Origin of the sequence: Mycobacterium colombiense, from assembly GCF_003284935.1 — a bacterium.
In the GTDB taxonomy this organism is placed as follows: Bacteria; Actinomycetota; Actinomycetes; order Mycobacteriales; family Mycobacteriaceae; genus Mycobacterium; species Mycobacterium arosiense_A.
In genome coordinates, this window is sequence record NZ_QMEV01000045.1 from 1 (window position 1) to 25140 (window position 25140).

The 25140-nt window shown below is 67.0% G+C and carries 20 protein-coding genes and 2 pseudogenes; 9 read left to right on the top strand and 13 right to left on the bottom strand.

Features of this window, described 5'->3' with window-relative positions; translation table 11 throughout:
- Positions 1–734 precede the first annotated feature (734 nt).
- The 3 genes and pseudogenes from DQP57_RS18510 to DQP57_RS27465 all read right to left on the bottom strand — a co-directional run bounded on the left by DQP57_RS18510 (position 735) and on the right by DQP57_RS27465 (position 3635).
- Positions 735–1931: a sensor histidine kinase gene (locus DQP57_RS18510; protein ID WP_008257437.1), complete on the bottom strand. Its 1197-nt coding sequence runs from the start codon at positions 1929–1931 to the stop codon at positions 735–737.
- A 366-nt stretch (positions 1932–2297) separates the two neighbouring features.
- Positions 2298–2693: pseudogene (locus DQP57_RS18515) on the bottom strand (response regulator transcription factor); the annotation flags it as partial.
- An 816-nt stretch (positions 2694–3509) separates the two neighbouring features.
- Positions 3510–3635 carry a hypothetical protein gene (locus DQP57_RS27465; protein ID WP_014942244.1) on the bottom strand — a complete coding sequence of 42 codons (126 nt, stop codon included), beginning with the start codon at positions 3633–3635 and terminating at the stop codon, positions 3510–3512.
- 261 nt (positions 3636–3896) lie between these two features.
- Between DQP57_RS27465 and DQP57_RS18520 the strand changes: the two genes are divergently transcribed.
- The 3 genes and pseudogenes from DQP57_RS18520 to DQP57_RS18530 all read left to right on the top strand — a co-directional run bounded on the left by DQP57_RS18520 (position 3897) and on the right by DQP57_RS18530 (position 7002).
- Positions 3897–4943, top strand: a complete 1047-nt coding sequence (locus DQP57_RS18520; RefSeq protein WP_008257440.1) for a PLP-dependent cysteine synthase family protein — start codon at positions 3897–3899, stop codon at positions 4941–4943.
- A 216-nt stretch (positions 4944–5159) separates the two neighbouring features.
- A pseudogene (locus DQP57_RS18525) lies at positions 5160–5453 on the top strand (transposase); the annotation flags it as partial.
- Positions 5454–5751: 298 nt separating this feature from the next.
- Complete coding sequence (locus DQP57_RS18530) at positions 5752–7002, top strand: threonine synthase (RefSeq protein ID WP_225325413.1); 1251 nt, start codon at positions 5752–5754, stop codon at positions 7000–7002.
- A 781-nt stretch (positions 7003–7783) separates the two neighbouring features.
- Here the strand turns inward: DQP57_RS18530 and DQP57_RS18535 are convergent.
- Positions 7784–8050 carry a hypothetical protein gene (locus DQP57_RS18535; protein ID WP_008257445.1) on the bottom strand — a complete coding sequence of 89 codons (267 nt, stop codon included), beginning with the start codon at positions 8048–8050 and terminating at the stop codon, positions 7784–7786.
- A gap of 193 nt (positions 8051–8243) precedes the next feature.
- Here DQP57_RS18535 and DQP57_RS18540 point away from each other — a divergent pair, with 193 nt between their 5' ends.
- A complete protein-coding gene (locus DQP57_RS18540) occupies positions 8244–9518 on the top strand; it encodes a DegT/DnrJ/EryC1/StrS family aminotransferase (protein ID WP_008257447.1) in 1275 nt (424 codons plus the stop codon).
- 33 nt (positions 9519–9551) lie between these two features.
- Here the strand turns inward: DQP57_RS18540 and DQP57_RS18545 are convergent, their stop codons facing one another.
- Positions 9552–10922: a GMC oxidoreductase gene (locus DQP57_RS18545; protein ID WP_008257450.1), complete on the bottom strand. Its 1371-nt coding sequence runs from the start codon at positions 10920–10922 to the stop codon at positions 9552–9554.
- A 177-nt stretch (positions 10923–11099) separates the two neighbouring features.
- On the opposite strand from DQP57_RS18545, the gene DQP57_RS18550 reads away from it, so the two are divergent.
- Together DQP57_RS18550 and DQP57_RS18555 are read left to right on the top strand one after the other, a co-directional pair.
- Positions 11100–12983, top strand: a complete 1884-nt coding sequence (locus tag DQP57_RS18550; RefSeq protein ID WP_008257453.1) for a N,N-dimethylformamidase beta subunit family domain-containing protein — start codon at positions 11100–11102, stop codon at positions 12981–12983.
- Positions 12980–14290 carry a hypothetical protein gene (locus DQP57_RS18555; RefSeq protein ID WP_008257454.1) on the top strand — a complete coding sequence of 437 codons (1311 nt, stop codon included), beginning with the start codon at positions 12980–12982 and terminating at the stop codon, positions 14288–14290. The genes DQP57_RS18550 and DQP57_RS18555 overlap by 4 nt, the downstream gene beginning before the upstream one ends.
- Here the strand turns inward: DQP57_RS18555 and DQP57_RS18560 are convergent.
- Genes DQP57_RS18560 through DQP57_RS18575 form a run of 4 tightly spaced genes read right to left on the bottom strand, consistent with a single transcriptional unit; the run spans position 14287 to position 17265 of the window.
- Entirely contained in the window at positions 14287–14703 is a 417-nt protein-coding gene (locus tag DQP57_RS18560) for a hypothetical protein (protein WP_033717552.1), read from the bottom strand. The two genes, DQP57_RS18555 and DQP57_RS18560, sit on opposite strands and share 4 nt — an antisense overlap.
- Positions 14700–15674: a carbon-nitrogen hydrolase family protein gene (locus DQP57_RS18565; RefSeq protein WP_008257463.1), complete on the bottom strand. Its 975-nt coding sequence runs from the start codon at positions 15672–15674 to the stop codon at positions 14700–14702. Before DQP57_RS18565 ends, DQP57_RS18560 begins: the two co-directional genes overlap by 4 nt.
- Positions 15671–16609 (bottom strand): alpha/beta fold hydrolase, encoded by a 939-nt coding sequence (locus tag DQP57_RS18570; RefSeq protein ID WP_008257465.1) that lies wholly within the window; start codon positions 16607–16609, stop codon positions 15671–15673. The genes DQP57_RS18565 and DQP57_RS18570 overlap by 4 nt, the downstream gene beginning before the upstream one ends.
- Positions 16606–17265, bottom strand: coding sequence for a TetR/AcrR family transcriptional regulator (locus DQP57_RS18575; protein WP_008257468.1), 660 nt, complete (start codon positions 17263–17265; stop codon positions 16606–16608). Before DQP57_RS18575 ends, DQP57_RS18570 begins: the two co-directional genes overlap by 4 nt.
- 887 nt (positions 17266–18152) lie before the next feature.
- Here DQP57_RS18575 and DQP57_RS18585 point away from each other — a divergent pair.
- Positions 18153–18878, top strand: a complete 726-nt coding sequence (locus tag DQP57_RS18585; RefSeq protein WP_008257471.1) for a response regulator transcription factor — start codon at positions 18153–18155, stop codon at positions 18876–18878.
- Between the two features lie 4 nt (positions 18879–18882).
- Here the strand turns inward: DQP57_RS18585 and DQP57_RS27470 are convergent, their stop codons facing one another.
- The gene (locus tag DQP57_RS27470; protein ID WP_276310845.1) at positions 18883–19017 is read right to left on the bottom strand and encodes a hypothetical protein; all 135 of its coding nucleotides are present in this window, start codon (positions 19015–19017) and stop codon (positions 18883–18885) included.
- Positions 19018–19035: 18 nt separating this feature from the next.
- On the opposite strand from DQP57_RS27470, the gene DQP57_RS18590 reads away from it, so the two are divergent.
- On the top strand, positions 19036–20286 hold the full coding sequence (locus DQP57_RS18590) for a sensor histidine kinase (protein ID WP_198345418.1): 1251 nt from the start codon (positions 19036–19038) through the stop codon (positions 20284–20286).
- Positions 20287–20503: 217 nt separating this feature from the next.
- Here DQP57_RS18590 and DQP57_RS18595 read toward each other — a convergent pair whose 3' ends face one another.
- The 3 genes from DQP57_RS18595 to DQP57_RS18605 all read right to left on the bottom strand — a co-directional run bounded on the left by DQP57_RS18595 (position 20504) and on the right by DQP57_RS18605 (position 23298).
- Positions 20504–21838 (bottom strand): MATE family efflux transporter, encoded by a 1335-nt coding sequence (locus tag DQP57_RS18595; RefSeq protein ID WP_008257475.1) that lies wholly within the window; start codon positions 21836–21838, stop codon positions 20504–20506.
- Positions 21839–21854: 16 nt separating this feature from the next.
- On the bottom strand, positions 21855–22082 hold the full coding sequence (locus tag DQP57_RS18600) for a hypothetical protein (RefSeq protein ID WP_008257477.1): 228 nt from the start codon (positions 22080–22082) through the stop codon (positions 21855–21857).
- A 508-nt stretch (positions 22083–22590) separates the two neighbouring features.
- Positions 22591–23298 carry a YoaK family protein gene (locus DQP57_RS18605; RefSeq protein WP_008257479.1) on the bottom strand — a complete coding sequence of 236 codons (708 nt, stop codon included), beginning with the start codon at positions 23296–23298 and terminating at the stop codon, positions 22591–22593.
- Positions 23299–23697: 399 nt separating this feature from the next.
- Between DQP57_RS18605 and DQP57_RS18610 the strand changes: the two genes are divergently transcribed.
- Positions 23698–25074, top strand: a complete 1377-nt coding sequence (locus DQP57_RS18610; protein WP_170320569.1) for a SagB family peptide dehydrogenase — start codon at positions 23698–23700, stop codon at positions 25072–25074.
- The last annotated feature ends 66 nt before the right edge of the window (positions 25075–25140 follow it).

Here is a 25140-nt window from a genome sequence, read left to right on the forward strand (position 1 = left end):
CCACTACACTGACCGCTGCTCACAGGTGAGGAATTTCGGCGAGCACACCTGGGGACTTTCGATGAGCGCCGTCAACTGCGGCGTTAGTGTCCGCCGCCACCATGTCCGCCGCCGCCGTGGCCGCCACTACCACCATGTCCCCCTGGACCTCCGTGGTCATAGCCTCCGTGGCCATAGTAACCGTGGCCGGGTCCGGGGTCCTCGCAGCCAGGATTCCAATACCCGTAGCAGGGGTGTCGGCAAGGGTCCGAGCTGGGCTTGGGCACCGGCTGCGGAGGTGGCGCTGGCAAGTCCCAAACCAGCGGTCATGACGGCGGTCGCCAAAGCAAAGCGCTGTGGCTTCACCAATGGAATCATATGTAATGGGTATCCAGCGACTTTGTGGCAAAATCGATGCTTGGCTTAGGCCTCGGACGATTCTGCGGCAGGTTTTGGCGGGCCGGCGCATCGCGGTGATGGCATCGAGTGGCCATCATCGTCGCACACAGCCGGGCAAGGCTCCCGGCGCGGGAGCACACATATGTGCGCGGCCGTCCGGACGTATGCGGCGAGCACCATAGCCGTGTCGGGACGCGCCGCCATGGCGTCGTGCCGCAGCGAACACCAGACCGCATCAGCGCCCTTCAAATGGCGTCCAACTCAGCCTTACCAATCGCGGGATGTCGTTACTAGAGGCGAACTCGGTGGCAGCACTGCTCGCCCGGGGGCCGCCCCAGTCGGGATCGGCGTCGACACTAAGTAGAGCTGGCTCTTTCGCCCGCGGATATCACGGTTTCAAGGGTGCGCTCGGCACCCGATGCAGCCAGCGGCAGAGTGACGGTGAACGCGGCGCCTTTACCGACGCCGTCGCTGGCCGCAGCGACGCGTCCGTTGTGGGCCTCGACCAGCGCCTTGACGATGGCTAGTCCGATTCCGCCTCCGCCGTAGCCCCGGTCGTGGGTGAGATCGGCTCGATAGAACCGTTCGAACACATGGGGTAGGTGTTCGGCGAGGATGCCCTCACCGCTGTCGACGACCGAGAGCGTAAACTCATCGCCCTCCACAGCCGCGCGGACTTCGACGCGTCCTCCCGGCGGCGTGTGGCGCAGCGCGTTGTCAAGCAGGTTGCCTAGAACCTGAGATAGCCGTTGCGAGTCCCCCCGCAGCGGGGGCAGGTTGGCAGGTAACGTGACGACCAGATCGACATGTTTGCTTCGATAGCGTTCCTGCGCGGCCGTCACGGCAGCATCGATCAGCTCGCGCACGTCGATCCAGCTAAAGGCCATCGAGAAGGCACTCTCTTCGGCTTGGGCGAGTGCAGCAGTGTCCTCGGAGAACCGCACTAGCCGGCGGGTCTGGTCGCGCAGCATCGCGGTGGTCTGCGGGGTCAGCGACCGCACCCCGTCTTCGAGCGCGTCCATATAGGCATCCAGCACCGAAGCGGGGGTGCGGATCTCGTGGGCCAGGTCGCCGAACAACTGGCGCCGAGTAGCGTCGACGGTCTGTAGCCGCGCCGCCATCTGGTTGAACGAGTCAACGAGGGTGTCGAAATCCTCGTCGAGGCGGGTAGGCGAAATCCGGATGTCGTATCGGCCGCGGGCGACCTCGGTCGCAGCTGCGGCGACCTCGGTGACCGACCGTTGCAGCCGGCGGCTGACATACCAGCTGACCGCCAGCGCCATCAACGCGGAAATGGCAAGGGCGCCGCCGACGGCCACGGCGGTGGCCGATCTGTAGGCATGGTCGGCATGTATTTCCAGGAAAGAGTTGACGGGCACCTTCCCATGCATGTGCTTATGGAAAAGCGGCGGTCCGACGACGGCGGCAATTGCCCAGGTGGCCGCTGCACCGGCGGCGAGCACTAGTGTCTGGGCCAGCACTAGGCGCAACCCGATGCCGGGCCGGCGCAAGAACCGGCGCGGCTTCGCACCCGGTGTGGTGTTGTCACTCATTGGCCAATTCCCATCCGATATTCGACGCCGGTCACGGGCGATAATCGATCGCGGCCCAATTGCTCGTCGCCGTGTTCGTTCGACTGTCGTCGCCGTGTTCGCTCGACTGTATGCGAAGGGCCTTGCCGAGCCGGTCTGGACGAGGTGATCTTTCCTCCCCAAGGTCTACGCGGGTCAAGCCCTTTGTCGTGATGTGAGAGGTGACTCGGTCGACTGCCCTTCTGGGTCGCAGTCTAGGCCTTTCGCCATTCCGCAGGAGTCAAGTTGCGTGCCAGGCAAGAAGTGCACGAAGGCGACGCACCGAAATTCCGCCTGCTAGTCGGCCGTGGCCTTGGTGCCGACGTCCCCGCTCCCTGGCTGCATAGTGCGCGGTCGGCGCAGCATCGCGAGGATGCGGGCGACGAGTTCGCGGGGCCTAAAGGGCTTGGTCACATAGTCGTCGGCGCCGACCGACAATCCGATCAGCGTGTCCGCCTCGGTGCCGCGGGCAGTCAACATCACAACATAGGCATCGGAGAAGGTGCGCAGCTGGCGGCAGGTTTCAATGCCGTCCATCCCCGGCAAGCCCAGATCAAGAACAACAACATCAGGGTGAAACGCACGGGCCAAAGTGAGCGCATCGGACCCGTCGTGAGCGATACATACTTCGAACTGCTCATGCTCGAGATAACTGGCGACCACTCCCGCCAGCGAAACTTCGTTGTCGACCACCAATGCCCGATGGCCTGCGCCGGTCACTGAAGTCTGCGGCACTGTTTCCATCCGTCCATAATGCCTGCCGCGATCATGCTGTATCAGTTTTCCGGCGCTTGAGCGATGTCGAGGGAATCTTCGCGCGTTCTGCGCTGGTGTCGCGGCGATCGTCCCCTTCGACCGGGAACCTGTCGGTGTCCTCGGATTGTCATGACCGAATTCTTACCGAGCCTGCTTCTGCCGCGCGGGCTCTCACCGCCCCGACCGCTGCGGCTCCGGTTTCTCCTCACCGGCGAGAATGACTCGCGCAATACTCTGGGGGAGCAAGTTGGGATCAGTGAGGCGCGGTGGTCTCACCACCCTTGTCACCACATCATCAGACTGGCGCGCCGCGCCCGCGTGATTCTACGCTGACTTTGCTGATGGCTTTAAGGATCATCGCCGCGCTGATCGTTAGTGACCGGACGGGCACGTGCCGTTGCCGCCGGGCCTCGGCCATGAAGGATCCAACATCCTTGTCGCCCTTAACGACTGCGCCTCTTGAGCAAGGATGCTCGGCGAAGTCAGTTCAAACTGCTCCGTCAAGCCGTGCGTTCTTTCGCAACAAGTAGGACCTTGTAAGTTGCTGGTTCGCAATGCACAGGTCAGGTGCGCGGTTCCGATTTTTGGGTCGCGGTGCTGTTACAGTCGGGTCATTGTAAGTTTCAGCGGCACCCCGACGAGTTTTCGCCTGAGGTCCACCGTTCTCGTGTTCGGCGCGGCGGTGCTACTCGTCTTGGGCGCCAGAGTCGTCCTGCCCTGCTGTGAAGCCTCCCCGGTCCATCCACATCGCTCGGTATCGGCATCTGCGGATCGTGTTCTCGCGCTTGCCAGTCACGACCATGTTCAGGATGAATCCATCTGTTCGTCCGACATATCTGCTGCTGCGGTCTTACCGCGAATCGCGCCGCGGGCCGGTTCTGATTTCATCGCCATGGCGGGCATCGCCATTGCCGGGTGGCTGGCGGCCATGCTGTCGCCAATGATGCGGCCGCCGGCCGGTCGGCTCGCGGCTTCGTGACCGGCAACCAAATTTTGTCCCGGTTATGCATCACTCGTCGCTGACCGGTCATCGTCAGACCGGTGGCTCTGCTGCCATCACGGTTGGTGACTGCTGTCATTGTCAGCTGCCGCGCTGTGCCGCGGCTTTCACGCAGAAGCGACGATCACATGAATTCTGCCTTACCTCCTGAGAACAACCGACCCATAGCATCTCAGCCTGTTGCGCTGGGCATGCAGGGACGGGCGAACACGATTGTCGGCACCACGCCGGTGTTGCGGGTGTCCGCGCCGTTCAGTGAACCGGACCGCGGCTTCTGGGCCAAGCTCGAGGGACTTAATCCCGGTGGTATGAAGGACCGCCCTGCGGTGCACATGGTGGAACAAGCTCGGGCGCGCGGAGACCTGCTGCCCGGTGCGCGAATCGTCGAATCCACCAGCGGCACCATGGGCTTGGGTTTGGCGTTGGCCGGGACCGTGTACGGGCATCCGGTCACCGTGGTCACCGATCCCGGCATGGAGCCGATCATCGAGCGCATGCTCACTGCCTACGGCGCCCACCTCGATCTGGTCGCCGAGCCTGATCCGGTCGGTGGGTGGCAGCAGGCGCGCAAGAACCGGGTCGCCGAGCTGTTGGCCGAAGATCCGCATACCTGGTATCCCGACCAGTACAACAACCCCGACAACGTGGACGCCTACAGACCGCTGGCCTTGGAACTTATTTCCCAACTAGGAAATATTGACGTACTGGTGTGCTCGGTGGGAACCGGTGGACATTCGGCGGGGGTGGCGCGGGTGCTGCGCGAATACAACCCTGACCTGAAGCTGATCGGCGTGGATACCATCGGCTCCACCATCTTCGGGCAACCAGCCGCCCCCCGACTGATCCGCGGCCTCGGGTCAAGCATTTATCCCGGCAACGTGGACTATCCAGCCTTCAACGAAGCACACTGGGTTGCCCCTGCAGAGGCGGTATGGGCATGTCGTACCCTGGCTTCGACCCAATACGTCAGCGGCGGCTGGAGTGTGGGCGCGGTCGCACTTGTCGCGGGCTGGGCCGTCCGAACACACCCGCGCGGCACCACCATCGCCGCGGTATTCCCGGACGGGCCGCAACGCTACTTCGACACCATTTATAACGACGATTACTGCCGCGAGCACGCTCTGCTCGACGTCGAAGCGCCGCGCGAACCGGCGGTCATCAGGCACCCCACCGAACGCGTCGTGCAGTCCTGGACCCGCTGCCCCGTCGTCATCGACCCGGCCGCCGGAAAGCGTTGACGGGCTTCATCGCCAGCCCCGCAGCTTGGTCCGCCGAGCCCGGATGTAACCAGTTCGGCATCAACGCGACGATGGAGTGGGTCGATTGGTTCAACACCGGCGGCACAGCACAAGCTCGACTACGTTTCGGCCGAGGAATACGAGGCCGCCTGGGACTGTGCGACTAACGGTGTTTCCGGCCTGACACGCTAGGCGTTGCTTGGCGAGGAAGGTGCCGTGATGACGACACTGGATGATGTGACGAAGAATAAGTCGGCCGAACTCCCGGCTGAGCAGCAGGCCGCGGTCGAGTTGGTGCGGCTGGCGCAAGAACAGGGGCTGTCGCTGACCGGCCCTGACGGGCTGCTCAAACAGCTGACCAAAACGGTAATCGAGTCGGCTTTGAACGAGGAGATGACCGAGCACCTGGGCTATGAGAAGCATGACCCGGCGGGTGCGGGTAGCGGCAATATTGGCAATGGAACGCGCTCCAAGACGGTGCTGACCGACACCACCGGCGCCGTCGTGATTCGTTGGACCCCGGTGACAGGCGCGCCCACGACGCCAGGTGCCCGGCGGTAGGAACAGGGGGTATGACAACTGATTGTGCGCTGCCCGCATAATTTCAGTGGCGTAATTCAGCTCCCACGCTGTCATACAGTTGCGCGTCATGGTTGCCTCGACTGGGGAAGAACATGCCACGTCAGCCCGCATCACCGCACTTTCATCCGAAACCACCGCGGTGGTCGACCGGAAAATGCCTGGGTGGTCACCGAAGATGGGTCAGACCTCTAACCATGCTCGATCGGGAATTCGCCGGCGTAACACTATGAACGCACGCTATCTTGGGTTTCTCCGTTGTCCCCGGTGCGGAGTGCAAGCACCAGAAGACCAAGCATCGTTGGGATGCCCGGCCTGCGCCCGCCACGGCATCGGAGTCAATCTGGCCCCTGCATACGCGTTGGCGCCGGGTCCGTTGCCGTGGCAGGCGTCGCAGCCGGGCATTTTCGGCTTTCGCGGATTGTTGCCGTTGGCGCCAGACGACGTCCCGGTGAGCCTGGGCGAAGGTGGGACGCCTCTGGTTTCGTTGCGTCGGCTGGGGACACGACTGGGCTTGCGCAGACTCATGCTCAAAGACGAAGCGCGCAATCCGACATGGTCATACAAGGACAGGCTCGCAGCGGTCGCCGTCACGAAGGCGGCGGCCTTTGGAGCTTCAACCGTCGTCGTCTCCTCGACCGGCAACCACGGCGCAGCGGTCGCCGCCTACGCCGCCGCCGCGGGGCTTGGCTGCGTGGTGCTCACCGTGTCGTCAGTGCCGCGCGAGATCAGGATTCTGATGCAGGCCTACGGCGCCTGCGTCGTCGCTTACGACAACGGCCCGGACCGGTGGGCGGTGATGCGGGCGGCCGTCGAGGCGTTCGGCTGGATGCCGGTATCCGGGCTTGTGACTCCCCAGATCGGCTCCAATCCGTTTGGCATTCAGGGGTACAAGACGATCGCCTTCGAGCTGTGGCGCCAACTCGGCGAAACGCCCGACGTTGTCGTGGTGCCAACCGCCCACGGTGACGGGTTGGCCGGTCTTCGCCGGGGATTTTCCGACCTCGTCGGTTTGGGTCTTATCAGCCGCATGCCTAGGTTGGTCGCGGTCGACCCGTTCGGCGCCTACGTCGGCGGGCTCCATCGCGAAGAAGGAGAGCAGCCAACTGTTGCCACTCAGCCGTCAATGGCGTTTTCCGTGGCGACGCGGAGGGCCACCTATCAGGGATTGGACGCCATAAGAGCCACCAACGGGACGGCGATCGCCGAACCAAGCAATGACGCGATCGCGCGCATGCAACTCGAATTGGCCTCGACCGAAGGCATTTACGCAGAAGGGGCGTCCGTGTTGGCGGTGCTCGCAGCTCAACAACTTGCCGAGCGGAGGTGGATCGATCCTGATGAGAGCGTGGTGGTGTTGTCGACGTCGACCGGGTTGAAGGATCCCGGCTCGTCCGCGAGCCATTTGCCGGATCTACCGGTGCTTGAACCCACCCTGACAGCTCTCGAAGGTGCGCTGCCGAAAGGCATGTGCCGGTGACGCTGCAGGCCTGCGTGACCGCGGTGATCGTGGCCCCACCCGACAGCTGGTTCCTTGCGACGTTGTATTCCAAGTGGAAGTTCGTAGCGCGACTCAGCTCCGGCTCGATCACGGCGGCGCCAGCGCGCGCACTTTTCCGGCCGCCTCGGCAGGATTCCTCACGCGGCGATGTTCTCGGTTTGGCCGCCGATCGCCCGGCCCCGGCGTGTCTTGCGGAACACCCACGGCGCGATGGGATTTCCCTGCCAGCGGGTCGACGACGGCACGTGCTCGCGCGAACCAGGGGGCCGCCACCGTCTGCACGAAGGCTTCGGACACCTCGTTGCGCCACACATGACTCCGATGGATTTGACCTGGCCCCAGGGGCCAGCTTCTACCGTCGCGTATCCGGGCAGGATCAACACCACAAGGAGGTGACAAATGCCATTCCGCGAAGGCGACGTCTGCCGCTGCCCGCTTCCAGATTGCGGATGCGAGGTGACGGTAACCGAGAGCGCACCCCCGGATCGCCGGTGCCAGCAGAATCCGACCTGCTGCTGCGGGCAGACGATGGAGAAAGTCGGCTGATTCGAGTACGCCGGTCCGCCGAACTAGGTACAGCCTGCCCATACACCGAAACCAAGATCAGACCAGGCAGCCTCAGTTCAAACGCAAGCCCATCGGTGGATTCGGGCTAAGTGTGTATGGTTCGGCCTGGAAGACCCACAGAAAGGTAAGAACCAATGACCGACACCACCCCCACCCCTCCGGCCAGCACCACCCGGCGGTGGACTCGCTGGCTTTACCCAGCCGGTGCCATTACCGGCATCGCGGTCGGCATATTCGTCATCGTCGCCGGTCTATACCTTCTGTTTGCGCACCCAAACTGTTGTGGCGCCATGAATGGCGACATGCCGTGTTGTGCCGCCATGAGAGAGGACATGAAGAAAATGATGGACGGCATGAAGATGCCGATGGGAAACATGCCGAATACGCCTGGCATGCCGTCGATGTCGCCAATGCCATCGATGCCGAGCATGTCCCCGATGCCGAACATGCCGATGCCCACCCCTGGGCGGTGAAACCGCAACGCGAGGAATCGCCGCGCGAAAATTCCTTGCCCCTAGGTAACACATAATCGCCGATCGTTAGAGACGGCATTCGAAGACGTCGCGCTGGCACACACTCTCACGTTAAGTACGACGTGGACTGGCTCGGCGCATCGATACCGAGTGCTGCATGGCACGACGAGGAGAATGCGAATGGCCCGGCTCGCGATCGGGGGCGGCTCGCCTGTGTGGCGGGAGGCATGGCCGTTGTGGCCCCAGCACGACGCGCGCACATCCGAACGGGTCATCGCCGCGCTGGGCAGCGGCCGGTGGACGGTCAGCGGCGGCTGGACCGGAACACAGCCCTACGAGCAGGTGTTCGCCCGTAGGTTCGCCGAATTCGTCGAGGTGCCCTACTGCGTGAGCACCGATCACGGCTCGAGCAGCCTGATGATCGCGTTGGAGGCGCTCGGGGTGGGCGCCGGGGACGAGGTGATTGTCCCGGTGCTGACCTGGGTCGCCACGGCGACGGCGGTGCTCAATGTCAACGCGGTCCCGGTGTTTGTCGACGTCGACCCGGAAACCGGATGCCTGGATCCCCGGGCCCTGTCGGCCGCGGTGACCGCGCGGACCCGCGCGGTCATTGTCGTGCACCTGCACTGCCGAATGGCCGACATGGACGAGATCGGCGCTCTGGCAACCCAACATGGGCTACCGGTGATCGAGGACTGCGCGCAGGCGCACGGCGCCCGCTGGGCTGGCCGGCCGGCCGGCTCGCTGGGTGATGTGGGCGCTTTCAGCATGCAGCAGGGAAAGGTGCTCACCTGCGGTGAGGGCGGCGCCGTCGTCACCAAGGATGCGGCGCTCTACGACCGGCTCCAACAGCTGAGGGCGGATGCCCGGCGCTATCCGGCCGCCGAGCCCGACATCGGCTACCCCTACCTGGTCGAGGCCGGAGAGGTGATGGGCACCAACCATTGCCTGGCAGAGCTGCCCGCGGCGCTGCTGCTCGATCAACTCGAACGGTTGCCCCAGCAGCTGCTACAGCGGGCACGGGCGGCCGAGCTGCTCGACACCGAACTCGCCGGGGTGGCCGGCGTACGGCCCACGGCCTGGCCGGCTCGGCTGGAGCTGCCGAGCATCTTCGCCTACACCGTGCGCCGCGACCCGGACGCCTTCGCTGGCGCGCCCACCGAGCGGGTGTGCGCCGCGCTGGCGGCCGAACTCGGCCTGCGCGTGTACCGGTCCGATCGGCCACTGCACGACAACATCCTGTACTGCCCGCAGACCAAGGAACGCTACCGGTGGCTGCATGACCGACTGCGCGCGGCGGCGCAGCAACGCTTCCCTGCGGCCGAGGCGCTCTACGAGAACCTGATCCTGTTGCCCCACCGCGCCCTACTGTCCGAGCCCGCCGGCCTAGAGGCGATTGTGGCGGCCTTCCACAAAGTCGCCACACACGCGGACGAGCTGCGAGCCGCTGACTGACCGCCGGCTGGCCTGCAGCGTGCCGGCGCATGGTCAGGACGTCGACGTCAGCCCGGTCGCGGTCCAGTGGGCGAGCGCGAGTGTGGTCAGCGAGGGATTGGCCGCCCCGGAACGGGGGAAGGACGCCGGGCCGACCACGTAAGCGCCGTCCACTGTGCGCAGCCCTCCGTGCTCGTCGACGAGATCACCGCCGAGCGGCAGCGTCCCGGCCTCGTGATCGACGGACCCCAGTGGCCACCCGTAGGTTGCCGGTGACCCGAGCGGCAGCCCGGTCACCTGCATCATCGCCGTGTCGAACGGTTCGGGGGCGGTGCGGAAATCGCCGAACCACAGGTCCAGAGCGCGGAGGCCGACGCCAGCCGCGACGTTCGCCCACACACGGCCGAGCAGCTCACGCTGACCGGCCAGCATTTCAAGGTCGTCCGGCGCGAAGCCCGGCTCGATCAGGCCCGGCCACGGCGATCGGGCCATCGGCGTGAACGAGACCCGGGTGTGCTCCGATCGCACCTGCTCCCCCATTGCCCACACGTCCAGCAGGACCTCTTCCGGGTGGCTGTCGGGCGCGTCCCTCAGGCGGACGAAGACGTTGCAGCGGGCGATCGCATCACCGGGTGCGTACCACAGGGCGTCGACCGAGCCGGATACCCCGAGCGCCGCAGCCGGCAACCGGACCACGAAACCGCGCACGAGGTGGTCATTGAGCCCGGTCGCCGGGCCGTGACCGGCCAGCTCCGGAAGCTGGGCCACCAGCCTGGTGTTCTCCAGCGTCCCAGCAGCCAACACGACCACGCCCGCGGAGATCACCTCGTCCGCGCCGTCGGCACCCCGGACCCGAACCCCGGTGATCCGCCCCCGACCCGAGACCAGCTCCACCGCCTCGCAGCGGGCGCGGATCCGCGGATCCCGCCCGCCAGCGCAGTGGTCGAGCGGGGTGTATGCGCGCCGGCCTTCGCCCTCGGATCGGACCGCCTGCGGAACCGGGCGAAGCGCCGAGTCCAGCGCCGCCGACACCGGGTCGGGCGGCACGGGCGACGTCGGCGCCAGCGGCCCGCCGGCCCAAGCCCTGAGATCGCGCTCGACGTCGTCATACAACGACTCGAGCAGCGCCTTACGAACGCGCTCTGGCCAGCACGGATCGGCCAGCGCCCAGTCGTCCATCCGGATGACCACGCCGTGCCAGCGCAGCGACCGCCCGCCGACCTGGTCGGAACGCCGCACGACCTGGTAGTGCGGCGGCAGTGAACTGCGCCACCGCACTGCCGCGGTGCCCGGCCCGAATCCGGTGCCCATCCCGCCCGAGTCCAGCACCAGGACGTCCCGGAGACCGCCGGCGGCTAGCAGGCGGGCGACTTCGAGGCCGCTCAGGCCCGCGCCGACGACCACGGCATCGGCCGTGACACCCATTCCGCGCCTCCGCTTCCCGCCCTGGCCGGCTGATGCCAGATCACGCCGCCCCGGCATTTCACCCGGCACCTGCCTACCATGTCGCTAGCTGAACCGGGACGGGAGGATCATGTCGACACGAACGGGATCAGGCCCTGTTCAGGCGAACCGCGCGGCGGACACCAAGGCCGTGCGCCGGTGACCGCCCTGGCGTATCCGTCGAATCCGAGTGTTCCGGCCGGTGGGCGGCTGGTGCTGCACGTGTCCACGGCCGCCGAGCGCTACCGCGTCGGCTTCTACCGGGCGGGTCGCGACATCGCGCCGATGGGGAGCAGTTCCTGGCGGCGGGGCCAACTGCTGCCGACCGGTCTGCCCGACCGGGACTGGGGATGGCCGCCGGAAACATTCGACATCCCCGCTGACTGGCCGTCCGGCGCCTATCTGGCGGTCATCCTGGACGACGAATCGGACGCGGACGGGCCGGGCCGGCTGCCCGACGTCGACGCCCGGTCGGGTCAGGCGTTGTTCGTGGTGCGGCCCGCGGCCACCAGCAAACGCGCCGCTGTGCTGTACAAGCTCTCGCTGGCCACCTACCACGCCTACAACTTCTCCGGCGGCGGCAGCATGTACCACACGGCCTCGTTCGTACCCTCGATCGCCACCACTCGGCTGACCACACGCCGGCCCGGCGGCGGAACCGGAGGGGCCCTCTCATTCCCCGAGGACGTCGACGTCTACGACACCACCACCCCGCGGGAGGGCTTCGCGCACTGGGACGCTCCGATGATCTCGTGGCTGGAACGTGAGGGCATCGAGCTCGACTACTGCACCGACTTCGACCTGCACCACCATCCCACCGTCCTCAACGGGTACCGCCTGCTGCTCAGCGTCGGGCACGACGAGTACTGGAGTGCCCGGATGCGCGACGGGGTGCACGCTTTCGTCCGTGCCGGCGGGAATGTCGCGTTCTTCAGCGGCAACACCGCCTGGTGGCGGATCGACCTGGACGCGGCCGGCGATCTGACCTGCGTACATCCGCCGGTCAGCCACCCGCTGGGCGGCAACTGGTGGCGCAGCCGGCCAGAGAACGGGCTCACCGGAGTCAGCTACCGGCAGGGCGGTGGCTGGTGGGACGGCGAACGGGAGCCGCTGGGCTACACCGTCCAGCACGCCGGCCACTGGGTCTACCAGGGACTAGGCCTGCACTCGGGTGACGTCTTCGGCGCCGGCGAGCACCTGGTGGGCTATGAGTGTGACGGTGCGGTAGTCGAGCCCGGCCCCGCCGCGCGGCTGCGGGCCGCCGGAACCGACGGGACACCGGCGGACTTCGCGGTGCTGGGGGTGGCGCGCCTGGGAAAGGGATGGCAGGACCGGCCGGCGGGACCGGCCGCGCACGCCGTGCTCGGTGCCTACACCGACACCGGAACGGTCTTCACGTGCGGCACCACCGACTGGCCCCGGGTGCTGGCCCGCGGCGACGACCCGGTGGTGGCCGGGGTCACCCGCAACGTCATCGGGTGCCTCGCCCGGCACGGTGTCCGCGTGCTGGGGCCGTTCCCGGTCCGTCACCGCCGCTGGCTGCTGGTCGCCGGTGAGGTGGCGACCTTCCTGGTCGATGTCGACCGCCCGGTCGCGGGGACCGCGCGGTTCAGTTGGACGGTCGCGGTGGGCGACGGCGCGGCCGAGTCGGTGCCCGGACGGCACACCTGCGAGATCCGGGTTCCCGAGACGCCGGACCTGCTCACCGTGACGGTCTCCGTCACCGACGGCGATGATCAGGAGTGCTTCGGGTGGACCACCGCACCCATTCTGTCGCACGGCGAGTTCGCCCAGATCGATCTCCTCTGTCGGCTTCGCGACCTGGTGATCCAGGCGGTGCCCGCGCTGGATCCGGTCGCCGAGATCGGCCCTGGCAACCGTCCCGTCGGCGATCCGGAGTGGGACCCCGTTCGGGACGGTCTGCGCAAACCGCTGTCCATGCAGGGCTTTGCGGAGGTGGCTAGACTGGCGAGCACCATCGCCGAGCGGGCCACAGCAATTGCCGAGGCGGATGCACCGGTTGGGCAGGGGGAGGACCAATGAGCGCGCTCTGGGACATTGACACTGCGCCGATACCCGGCCCGGCGGCCAGCTGGCGGTCAGCCGCAGTGCAGCGCGACGCGACCTATCGGACACTGCTGAACACCGTGCGTGACCAGCTGGCCGCTCAGCTGCCGGTCGGCCCCGCGCTGCCGGTGCTGATTCCGACCGTCGGTTTCGGGGGGCAGAGCGTCCGGGTGCTCAGCCACACCATGCGCGAGCTGTCCAGGCAGCGGGCGTCGGTGCCGATCTCGGTGGTGCTGCTGGTGAACCGGCCGCAGACCCGGCCCGCGGATGACACCGCCACCCGGGCACGTCGTCTGGGCGCGGCGCTGGGCTGTGACGCAGTGCGGTTCGCCGTCGCCGAGGTGGCGTTAGCGCAGCGCACCCGTCTCGGCGTGCTGCGGCAGCTGATGCTGGACGCGGTTTTGGACGCGCAGCAATGTGATCCGGAAGCCACTGGCTGCGTGGTGGCCGACGACGACATCGTGCGGCTACCGGCCGGAACGCTGGCCGGGCTGCTGCGGGTGGTGACCGGTCAGGCCCGGCTGGCGCTCGGCCCGGTGTTGTTCGACAGCCCGCAATCCACCCCAGCCGCCATGCTGCCGGCCTTCTTTGCCGCCGATGCCTTCCGCGCATTGCTGGCGGCCAGATCTCTGCGCCGGCTGCGCCAACCGGGCACTTCGTCCCGGGCCGCCCACGCGGAGTTCGGTGACCACGCCGAAGCGATCGCGCTGAGCTGCAACTTGGCCGTGCGAGCCGCGACGGTGCGCGAGGCCGGCGGGTTCGCGCCGCTCAACGAGATCACCAATCTGGTGCGCGATGTGCACGGCCTCGGCGGCACGGATGCGATCACCGCCACCTGGGACTTCGATCCCGCGTGCGAGAACGTCCTGATCGACCTGTGGCGCCGGGCCGTGCATATCAGCGCCCGCCGTGCGCTGCCCGCCTATCTCGCCCACGGCGTGCCGACCGTCGGCCAGTGGCGCGCCTGCCGCTTCCGGGCATCCCGGGTCGATCCGGTGCGCGTCGCGCCACCCGACTCGATCGAACTGGTCCGTCTTTCGACGCTGCGTGGTCGGGACAAGGAGGCTTTGCTTGCCGAGATCAGTGCCGCTTTGACCACCACGCTGCGCTACTTCCCGCACGACCCCGAGATGATCGAGGACTGCCTGGCCGCCCTGGGTCTGACCCTGGAGTCGCTCTGGGTCGAGAACCGGTCGGCCGCGCTGTCTGTCCGAATCCGGCGGGCGCCCGGCCTGCTCGACCGGTTGATGGCAGTGCAGGACTTGGTGAGCGAGCCGCTCTAGCGATCCATCCGCCAGCGGCGTCGAAGGGCGAGCGCGGCGAGGGACACGAAGCCCCAGCTGACGGTGGTGAACGACGCCGCCGCCGCTGTGCGGTAGGCGGGGGTTTCGGCGGCCTCGGGGCGGAAGGCGAGCAAGCCGAAAGCGTTCGCATTAGTCCAGCATCCGGCGGCCAGCGGCCAGGCGACGCGGCGCGGCAGCTCGGGCACCGCGGCGCCGACCAGCACGGAGAGTGCACCGAGCGCAATCAGGTCGAGATGCCACTGGCGCAGGCGCGGCGTCGAGCGAATCCCGATCCGACGCGCACGCTCGGCATCGGCGATCGCGAGCGCGTAGGGCCATCCCGTCACCGCCCCGGCTGCGAGCTCGACCAGGCCGGACAGCACGAGCGTCTCGTTCGTTCTCACGCGGGTCATGCGCTCCACCTCCGAATCGTCTGCGGGCCCGTTGCCCGCTGGGGGACTCCCAAGCCACTGGCGTAGGCGCGGCGACCGAGCCAGCCCTGATAGGCCCAGGCGAACGCGGGCAGCGGGCCTCGCGGGCGAAGCCAGAAGCCCGGGGCTGGATCCCGCGAGGGGTTGGCGGCGCCGGTGGGCACCGTGGCGGCCGTCACCCCGGGGCCGGACTGGGCCGGCCTCTCGGCGAGCACCACGCCGTCGCGGTCGCAGATCACGCTGGGGCCTTCGTATTCGCCGCGGTAGCGTCCCGGCATTCCCGGTAGCGGGCAAACGATCGGCCCGCACAGCGAGGCATGTGCCACGGGGGCGCCGACGAGCGGGGCGAAGTCGAGCACGCTGCGCCGCGCCCGCTCCCGGTTGGCCGCTTCCCACCGCCGGAACACCGCCCGAGGCCGCCACTGTGGGACGCTCCACCACCCGGACCCGGCGAGGACAAGGTCGACGCGACCGCGGAGCCGGTGCACGGTCTGGGCGCGCATCAACTCCCAGCAGAGGGCGACGCCGATCCTGAGGCCCCCCGGCGCCTCGATGACGCCCGGGTCGTCGCCGCCGGCGTAGAAGTAGTTCTCCCACATGGTCGGCAGGTCCTTGTCGTGACGGCCGATCAGCCCGTCGGGCCCGGCGAGCAGAAAGGCGTTGCGGACGTCGCCGTCGGGCCCGCGACACAGGAAGGATCCGCCGACCATGACCCGCTTGGCGGACGCGACCCGGGCGAGCATCTCGGTGGCCGCGCCGTCCGCGGGCAGCGCGCCGCCGCCCACCTGCGCCAGGAAGGCCATGCCGGTGGTGAAGAACTCGGGCAGCACGATCACCTCAGCTCCCGCGTCGGCGGCGCGCCGAGCGAGCCGCTCGGCCCGGTCGAGGTTCGCCTCGACGTCGCCCACGACGGGCTCGAGCTGGACGGCCGCGACGCGCAGATCCTCGGTCATCCCAGCTCCTCCGCGAACCGCACAAGCTGGGCGTTGAACGCCGTCGGGCGTTCGAGCATCGGCATATGGCCGGAACCCTCGAGGACGACCGTCCGAGCCCCGGATAGCTCGGCGTCGAGCGCCTCGGTATCTGCCAGCGGGGCGATGCGGTCGTGCTCGGCGGCCAGCGAAAGGAGAGGGCAGCGCACGTCGGCCAACCCCTGGCGGGGGTCCGAGCGCCCGATCGCCCGCACGGTCGGAAAGACACCGCGGGCGCCGGCTCCGTCGACGATCAGAGCGGCGGTGTCGGCGGGCAGGGCCGGTGGATCGAGGACGTATGGCGACAGGAAGACGCGACGCAACGCGGGCGATCGCACGACGAGGCGGCGCAGCGATGCCGGTGCCGGCAGTCCCGCCGTCGCGATCTCCATCGCGATTGCCGCAGTCTCCCGCGGGCGCTCCCGAGCGAACCGGGCAACCCCGCGGAGGCCGAGCACTTCACTGAATTGGAACACCGCCCCGGCGACGAGCACGATTCCCTCGGCCAGCTCCGGATGGCGTGCGGCGAAGCGCAGCGCAATCGGGCCGCCCATCGAGTGGCCGACGAAAACCGCGCGCTCGATGCCGAGGCTGGTGACGACCTCAGCCGCGGCGTCCGCAAAACCGTCGAGGGATGCGCCGGCGGCGGGCGATTCGCTTTGGCCGAACCCCGGTAGATCCAGGGCGAGCACCCGACCCTGCTTGGCGAGCGTCGGGATCGCCTCGAGCCAATGCTGCCAGCGACCGCCCATCCCGTGCACGAGGACGAACGTGCGGTCGCCGTGGCCCGTGTCGAGGTAACGAAGCCGGCGGCCGCGGATAAGGGCGTCGCGTTCACGCGCCGACCAGTCCGTGTTCCGCCAGGCCGGCTCGGCCGGGCGGCCGTAGTCGCCTTCCACCGGGATGCGCTCGATCATTCGACACTCCCTTGGGGCGCCAGCAGGCCGAGGGTGAGCACCTGGCGACCGAGCGAGAGCACCTGTTCGAACTCCGATTCGGTGAGCCCCATGTTGCCGGGAAGCAGGTGGGCCGCGATCACCCCATCCCAGGCCGCCCACAGGAACACCGCCGCGCGCCGCGGATCGACGTCACGCATCACCCGCGCCTCGATGGCCTCGGCGATCGCCCCGGCCATCCGCTCGGTCTCGGACCGGATGCGCTCGGTCACCCGCTCGGTGGCGGCGACGACCGGCCCGTCGGTCGGCGCATCCGGGGGCGGAAAACGAAAGATGCGGAAGTAGCCGGGGTTCTCGCTCGCGAATCGCAAGTACCCGTCGGCGAGCCCGACCAGGCGGCCTATCGGGTCCTCCCCGCCGCTGGCCCACCCCTGGTCGCAGTAGCGCTGGTCAAGCTCCAGCGCGCGCTCGATCAAGGCGGCGTAGATCCCCTCCTTGCCGCCGAAGTGCCCGTACAGCGACCCGATCGCGACATCGGCCTCCTCGGCGAGCTGCTCGACGGTGGTCGCGTGGTAGCCGCGGGTTAAAAAGAGGCGTTCGGCGGCCTCGAGGATCGCACTTGCGGTGCGGGCCTTGCGCCGGGTTTGCCGGGTCTCGGCAGCCGTCCCTGTCTGCATAGTTGTAACAACATAGCAATATTAGAATTGCATTGCAATATTTGATCGGCGGCGGTGAGTCGGTTGTAGCCGGCCGCATCGATGACCGCCCGCGGGTTCTACAACCCGCGGGCGGTCATCAATTCGTACGGTTCTGTCCGGCTTCCCGAGGTATCGGTCGCCTGGGCTGCAAAGTATGCGTTCAACGGTTTCAACGATGGCGGGGATGCCCCACTCCAATGCTGCCCGAGGTGCCCGATCCGATGTTTCCCCCGCCAATCGGGGTTTGCACGCCGCCAGAGGTGCTCGACCCGCCGGCAACGCTCCCCCCGCCGAACGGGTGTTGCAGGCCCGGGATTTGCACTCCACCAGAAGTGTTGGACCCGAAGTTTCCCCCGCCAAACGGGGTTTGCACCCCGCCAGCCGACCCGCCGAAGACGCTGCCCGAGCCGGAGCCACTGGGTTCGGCGGACGCGGAGGAGGCGGTGGCGACGCCGATTCCTAAGATTGCCGTGGCGGTGGCAGCAGCAAACAACGGCGCGGCGCGACGCATTGAGATGGTCATGGTTGAATTCCTTTTCCACAGATTCCGTTCGGCGTGCGATCCGGGGTTCGGATCGACTTCAAACGTATGCCGGGGATGTGAAGAACCGATGAGCGTGCGATATGCGGCCGGTGTGGTTTCTTGTCGAGCCGATGTCCTTCACCCCGGTTGTCGGAGGAATCGCCTCAGACACCTGGCAGGTGGTCGTCGCGCGACAACCACGTCGACGCCGACGGCGTCGGGTCGGGAACGACGGCGACGAGCAAGACGGAGGCGCGACGAACAGCAGCAGGATGATGTGCAAATTCAACGGCAAAGGCACGAGCTTTCGGCCCCGCTCGAACAACCGCCTTGCCAGCAAACCGTGATCGGCGTGCCCTACCGTGAACTCGTGAGCCCCACGGTACTGGTCGTCGACGACGAGAAGAAACTGCGGACCCTGGTGCGCGAATACCTCGAACGCGAGGGTTACGCGGTGCTCGAAGCCGCCGACGGCCAAACGGCCCTCGATCTGGCCCGGACCGCGGGCCCTGATCTGGTGCTGCTCGACCTCGGCCTGCCCCGCTTGCCCGGTGACGAAGTGGCCCGCCTGCTGCGAAAGGACAGCGACCTTCCAATCGTCATGCTCACTGCGAAGGCCAGCGAGAACGACCGAGTCGCCGGTTTGCGGCTGGGAGCCGACGACTACGTGGTCAAACCATTCAGTCCGCGCGAGCTGGTGGCCCGCGTCGAGGCGGTACTGCGCCGCAGTCGGCCTTCGGCCACCGAATCGTCCACCGATATCTCCTACGGGGATGGACGGCTACGCATCGACACCGATCGCCGCGAAGTGCGTGCCGGCGATGCGCTTGTCGAGCTCACCCGGAGCGAGTTCGATCTGCTCGCCGCGCTCGCGTCCCGGCCGGGACGGGCCTGGACACGGCTGGAACTCGTCGGCCGCATCCAGGGCCACGCATTTGATGCCTACGAACGCACCATCGATGTGCACGTGAAGAACCTGCGCCGCAAACTCAGCGACACCGCACCGTTCCAGGTGGTGGCTACCGTGCCGGGTATCGGCTATAAATTCGCACTCGACCGCGATGCCTAGCTTGCTACCCGGCCGGTTCGCCCGCCGGCTCGCCCTCGCCTTCGCCGCGCTCGGCGTCGGCTCCGCCCTGCTGACCGCGGTCCTGGTCAACACGGCCTTCGCCGGACGGTTCCAGGACTACCTCGATAAGCAGCAACACGCTCAGCAGGAGCAGCTGGTGGCGCTGTTTGCCGCCGACTATCGCCGCAACGATGCCTGGAATCCCGTCTCGCTGAACCGCATCGCGCCTACCGTGATCATGACCGGCTCTGAGGCCGAACTTCACGATGCGTCTGGTCGTCGAGTGTGGTCAGTGGCCGACGCCAACACTGATGCCGGCACACCCGAGATGCATCGCAAAATGATGGCCGCCGGTAGTCTCGGACCACCCCGCAGCTTGCCCGTTGTTGTCGCGGGCAGGCCGGTCGGCACCCTGGTCGTCCGCGTACCGCAGGGCTCAGTATCTACCGTAGACAAGGAATTCCATTCATCGGTCAACCGGCTACTGGTGGCCGGCGCGCTGATCGCGGCGTTGGTAGCGCTGCTCGTCGGCGTGTACACCGCCCGGCGCGCCACCAAACCCATCACCGAATTAACCAGCGCCGCCGGCGCTCTCGCCGCCGGACATCGGGACCGACGCGCCAGCACTGTTCCTAACAACGAAATAGGGCAGTTGGCAAAGGCTTTCAACACCATGGTCGAACACCTCGTAAAAGAGGATCAACTGCGCCGCGCTTTCACCGCGGATGTCGCCCACGAGTTGCGCACGCCGCTGGCAATCCTTCGCAGTGAACTCGAGGCCGTGCAAGACGGAATTCGCCAACCCACCGACGGCGTCATCCGCTCCCTGCATAACGAAACCCTGCGCTTGACCCACTTGGTCGCCGACCTGGAAGCGCTCGCGTCCGCCGACGCTGCCGCGTTCACCCTGGAGCGGCATCCGATTTCACTGACCAGCACCGTGGCCGACACCGCGGACTCGCTGGCCGGCAGATTCGACGAAGCTGCAATAGCCGTGCGCACCGACCTCGACATGGTATGGGTTGACGCGGACCCGGTGCGAGTTGCCCAAATCGTCGCCAATCAGCTGACCAACACGCTGAAGTTCGTGCCCGCCGGTGGGGCAGTCACCCTCACCTTGCACGAGATCGATGGATGGGCCGAACTCACCATCACAGATACCGGGTCCGGCATTTCGGCCGACGACCTGCCGCACATCTTTGACCGTTTCTATCGCAGTCGCACCGCGCGCGCCGACGGCTCCGGCATCGGACTGGCGGTCGTCGCCCAGCTGGTCAAGGCCCATGGCGGCACCATCACCGCCCACAGCACTCCTGGCCACGGCGCAACATTCATCACCCGACTTCCCGCCTTGCGGCAGAATGGCACAGCCCGGACGGCACGGGCCGACCAGCGGCCCACGGTCTGACCCGCGCGGCCTGTAGCGGCTTTTCAGCGAAGCGGTATCGATTCATCGCGGTCACCGAGTCACAGTGAGTGCCGACAATGGGTGATGAGCTGACGTGGGATGAGTGGCGGCTGCTCGCGGTGGTGGAATCCGTCGTTCGGTGCGCGTGCAGGCCGACTGGCCGACGAGGCGTTGGGCTAACCGTGCACGAAACTTCGGCGCATTGCCCACAAGGGCATTAGCCGGTGCCCGGCACCGTCCAACGACCGGACAAGACGCGCCACCCCACGAAACCCAATCGCACCACCATGAAGGTGCCCAAACCCGACCAGATCCCGGCGAGTCCCCAGCCAAAGATCAACGACAGCCAGATCAACGGCAAGAACCCGGCCGATGCGCTGATCAGCGTGGCGTTGCGGATGAACTTGGCGTCGCCGGCGCCGACCAAGACTCCGTCCAGGCTGAATACGATCCCTTGGATCGGCAGCTGGGCGATCAAGAACCACAACGGCACAGCGATCGCGTCCAGAACTGACCGGTCGTGAGTGAACAACGTGGGCAGTACCGGAGCGCCCAGGCCGAACACGAGAGCAAGCAACGTCGCGGCGACCAGCGAATACGCCGCCACATGCCGGGCCACCGACTTGGCGCGCACGGTCTGGCCTGCCCCCAATGCCGCGCCCACCAGCGACTGCGCCGCGATCGCCAGCGCGTCAAGCACCAGCACAGCTAAATCCCACAGCTGCAGCAGCACCTGGTGAGCGGCCACCGCCGCTGTGCCGAACCGGGCGGCCACCGCCGCGGCGGAGATGAAACAAACCTGGAACGACAGGGTCCGAACGATCAGATCGCGGCCCATCAGCACTTGGGCGCGCAGCACAGTGCGGTCGAGCCGCAGCGGCACCCGCTCGGCCAACAGCGCGCGCCCGAACAGCAATGCTGTCAGCAACTGGCCCACCAGGTTGGCCACCGCCGAGCCCGCCAGGCCCATGCGGGGCAAGCCCAGCCAGCCGTACACCAGCGACGGACACAGCAGTGCCGACAGCCCGAAACCGGCGACCACATAGCGCAGCGGTCGCGCGGTGTCTTGCACCCCGCGCATCCACCCGTTACCTGCCAGCGACACCAGGATCGCCGGGGCGGCCACGATCGCGATCCGCAACCACGGCAACGCCGCGCCGGCGATCTGCCCGCGTGCGGCGATCGCCGACACCAGCGGCGCCGCGGCGGCCTGCACCATGACGACGATCAGCGCGCCCAGGCCGAGCGCCAACCAGGTGGCCTGCACTCCCTCCGTGACTGCCGATGCCCGGTCGCCGGCGCCGAAGTGGCGGGCGGAGCGTGACGTCGTGCCATACGACAAGAACAGGAACTGGACTCCGACCAGGCCGAGCACCACGGCGCCGATGGCCAACCCGGCCAGGCTCACCGCACCCAGGTGGCCCACCACCGCAGTATCGAATAACAGGTAAAGCGGTTCGGCGGCGAGCACCGCGAGCGCCGGCAGGGCCAGGCCGGTGATGCTCCGCTCCAGGTCGCCGACGCGGCGGCTTCGCGGACCTGTCGGCGGCACAGCCGCCGGGCGCTCGTCAGGCAACTGCCGTGACCAGGGCAGTGACCATTTCGGCGGCAGGACCGGCGGATGTATCGCTGGCGGCCAGCATGTCCCCGCCGCCGAGCGTCGACATGATCGCGGCCGCATCCACCGCGGCTTTGGCCCGCATCGGCACCGACCCCTGTTGCGGCTCGGTCTCTATAACCACCGTCGCCACCTCGGGCTGTCGCGTGGTGCACACGATACCGATGATGCTCTCCACTTCCCCTGGGCGCGCGCCGACCACCGCCGGTTTCCGACCGCCGCATAGACCAGCTCGACCACCGCCGGCTTCGGGCAACCGTGGCGGCCGAGCCCAACACCCACGACAGTATCGTCAGGCAGGCGAACGCGGGGTTGTCCAGCGGTGTGGCCAGCCGATGTGCGCGGGGCAGGGCGAGCGAAACGACCCGGTGTCGGTCGTTACCCGTGGGAAATGAGTGCCACCTCAGTTTAGGGGCGCTCGGTCGCGTGGTGGTCGCCCGCCTACCAGCCAGGACGACTGTGGTCGGCGTCGAACATGATGGAGGTTTTTGCCCCTCAGCGTGCATGTTCGTCGTGGTGGCTGGGATAAAGCCCGGCCCCCGTAGCCGCACCAGGGTTCTTACCCTTGCTATGTCCGGCACTCAGGGCGCACATTGCGAGGCAGCGCATGACCGCTTGCGACAGGATTTTCGGCATCAGTAGTGCACGTGTCGCTGCTGAGCGATCCGGCGAGCTGAGATGACTCGCTACGCGGGCTCGACGACCGCTGCCACTGGAGCCCCGCGGGCGCCGCGACGGCGGTATTGCAGCATGATGACCGCGGCCAGAGCTAGGCAGGCGACGGCGGGGGGAATCAGCGCGTGGTCACCAATCCGGTTGCCAAGCAGCACGCCGGCGGCTGCGCCACCCACGAACAGCACCACGGTCGTCGTCAGCACGGTGGCCTTCCACTTGTCCACCCGGTGGCGGTGGCTGCGGCCCAAGAGCAGACCGAGGTCGGTAATCGTGCCGGTGAAGTGCGTGGTGCGAATCGGCATCCCCGGAAGATTGGACGTCATTCCGTTCTGCAGCCCGCATGCGCACGCGGCGAGGAGCGCTCTGCCGATCGGGTGCTCAACGCCAGCTGCGGCGAGCAGCAGCGCGGCTTCGGCCAGCAGGACGGCAGCGTGACGAGGGCCAGCAATAGTCCGTACGGCCGCCAGCACCGCACCCGCCGCAATGGCTCCGAATAGAAATCCGAACACGATCGCCGCGATCATCCGGCCCTGGTAGATAAGAGGATTCGTGCTATGCATACCCGCCTTGGTGGTTAAGGCGGTGAGGTTGCCCACCGGAAATGCCCACACCAAAAGGGCCACCGAATTGACGAATCCGGCGACCGCGGCGAGCAACCCGCTGTAGCCGAGCAGAACCACCCGCGGGATCCAGGTCTCGGGAATTGGCCAGGTTGGCATCGTCTCTACCCTGTCGGTGCTCGGTCGGCCACATACGCAAACACAGCAATGTTATCAAGACCCCAGGCGGGCGCGGAAACCTCGGCGCGGGGCTCGGCGGCCACTGTATTGCCCCATCCCAACCGACCCGCCGCCCCGCCGTGCCCGGAGCGACCCATTTGATGGTCATACTCCCCTTCCGTTCTCACGGAAGACCGAACAGCAGCGCCGTGTTACGCGTGGCAATTGTGCACTTCGCGATTCGCGTTCCTCGTTTTGCGACGGGTCCCGTCACGTGCACGCTATCCGCTGGCTTACTGGTGAGCCCGCGCCGGAGCTGCTAACCCGCACGAACTGTGCCTCGCTTACGCTGAGGGCGTCGAGATGGTGGATTAATTCGGAAGCGGAAGGGTTCGCGGATTGCCCGACGTCAGATACCCCGGCCAAACGAGATTCGCGTTCCGTTCCGGTGTCACCTGCTTGGTCACGCCCGCTGGAGCGGTGCTGCTGAATCCTCCGCGCAGCGAGAAGCTGACCCGATTGACCCCTGGCCAGCTACAGGCACTCAAAACGCTGAATCTCGGGCCGGCAACGCTGTCGGAGATACTCACGGCGACAGACGAAAGCGGTGTCGGCACGCTGATAGATCAGCTCGCCACGAGCGGTTGGCTGACGGTCACTGTGCGCGACGAAAAGAACGATTTTTACTCCATCCTGCCGTTCGAGCGGCCCGCAAAACGGCCGGCGCCGATGTCGCCACGGTCCTTCGCGCTATCGAAATTTGCTGTACTGCACCGAGACTCAGAGGGTTTCGTCCTTGAGCATCCGCTGGCGTGGTGTGATGTGCGCATTCACGACTCACGCCTGCTTGTCCTGCTCGACGGGCCTGCAGCAGACGTCTCAGGCGTGCCGAGCGCCGTCACCTCGCGGTTCATCGAGGATCTGCACTGGTGTGGCATCCTCACCAACCTCGGCGCCGAAGACAGCAGATTCGATGCTCTCAGCTGGAGCGCACCGGATCTGTGGTTTCACCGCCGCAGCACTCTGGGGCAACGCACCGTCACCTGGGAGCGTTTCGGCCCGACCAAGTGGGCGAAGGGTCGATTCCCACAGCCGCCCGCGCGCAGGACGAATTATCCGGGTGAGCCTATTGCCCTTCTGGTTCCCGATCTGGCGGCCAAACGAATGCAGGACCCGACTTTGACGGCCGTCCTCGAAGACCGAGTTTCCACAAGGACATTCGATGACGCCCGCCCGATTACTGTTGGGCAGTTGGCCGAACTGCTCTACCGCACAGCGCGAACGCGGAGAACCGAACTCGTCGCTGACGGGGAGGAACTCGTGTCACGCCCGTACCCTTCTGGTGGCAGTCTGTATGAGCTGGAGCTCTACCCTGTGGTGCGCAATGTCGCCGGACTCGAGCCGGCAATGTACCACTACGACTCGTTCGACCATGTCCTACGCCCTGTCGCTGGACCAGATTCGAAGGCCGTGTCCCAGCTGTTGAAACCGGCCGCAGCAACTCTCACCGGAGGTGCCGAGCCGCAAGTGCTCGTCGTCATGGCTGCGCGTTGCGGTCGCATCATGTGGACCTACGAGCAGATCGCCTATGCCGCCATCCTCAAAGATGTCGGCGTCCTCATGCAGACGATCTACCTGGCCGCGACCGCGATGGGCCTCGGCGCGTGCGCGCAAGGCTTCGGTGATACCGCCGCTTTCGTCGCGGCCACCGGTGTCGATGAACTACAGGAGTGCAGCGTCGGCAGTATCATCGTCGGGTCACCCGCCCCGAACTAGCCCTCGGCGAGAACCTCCTCGTCGGTCAATGCTGCGACGTCGAGGCAGTGGGGCGCGATGACGGGC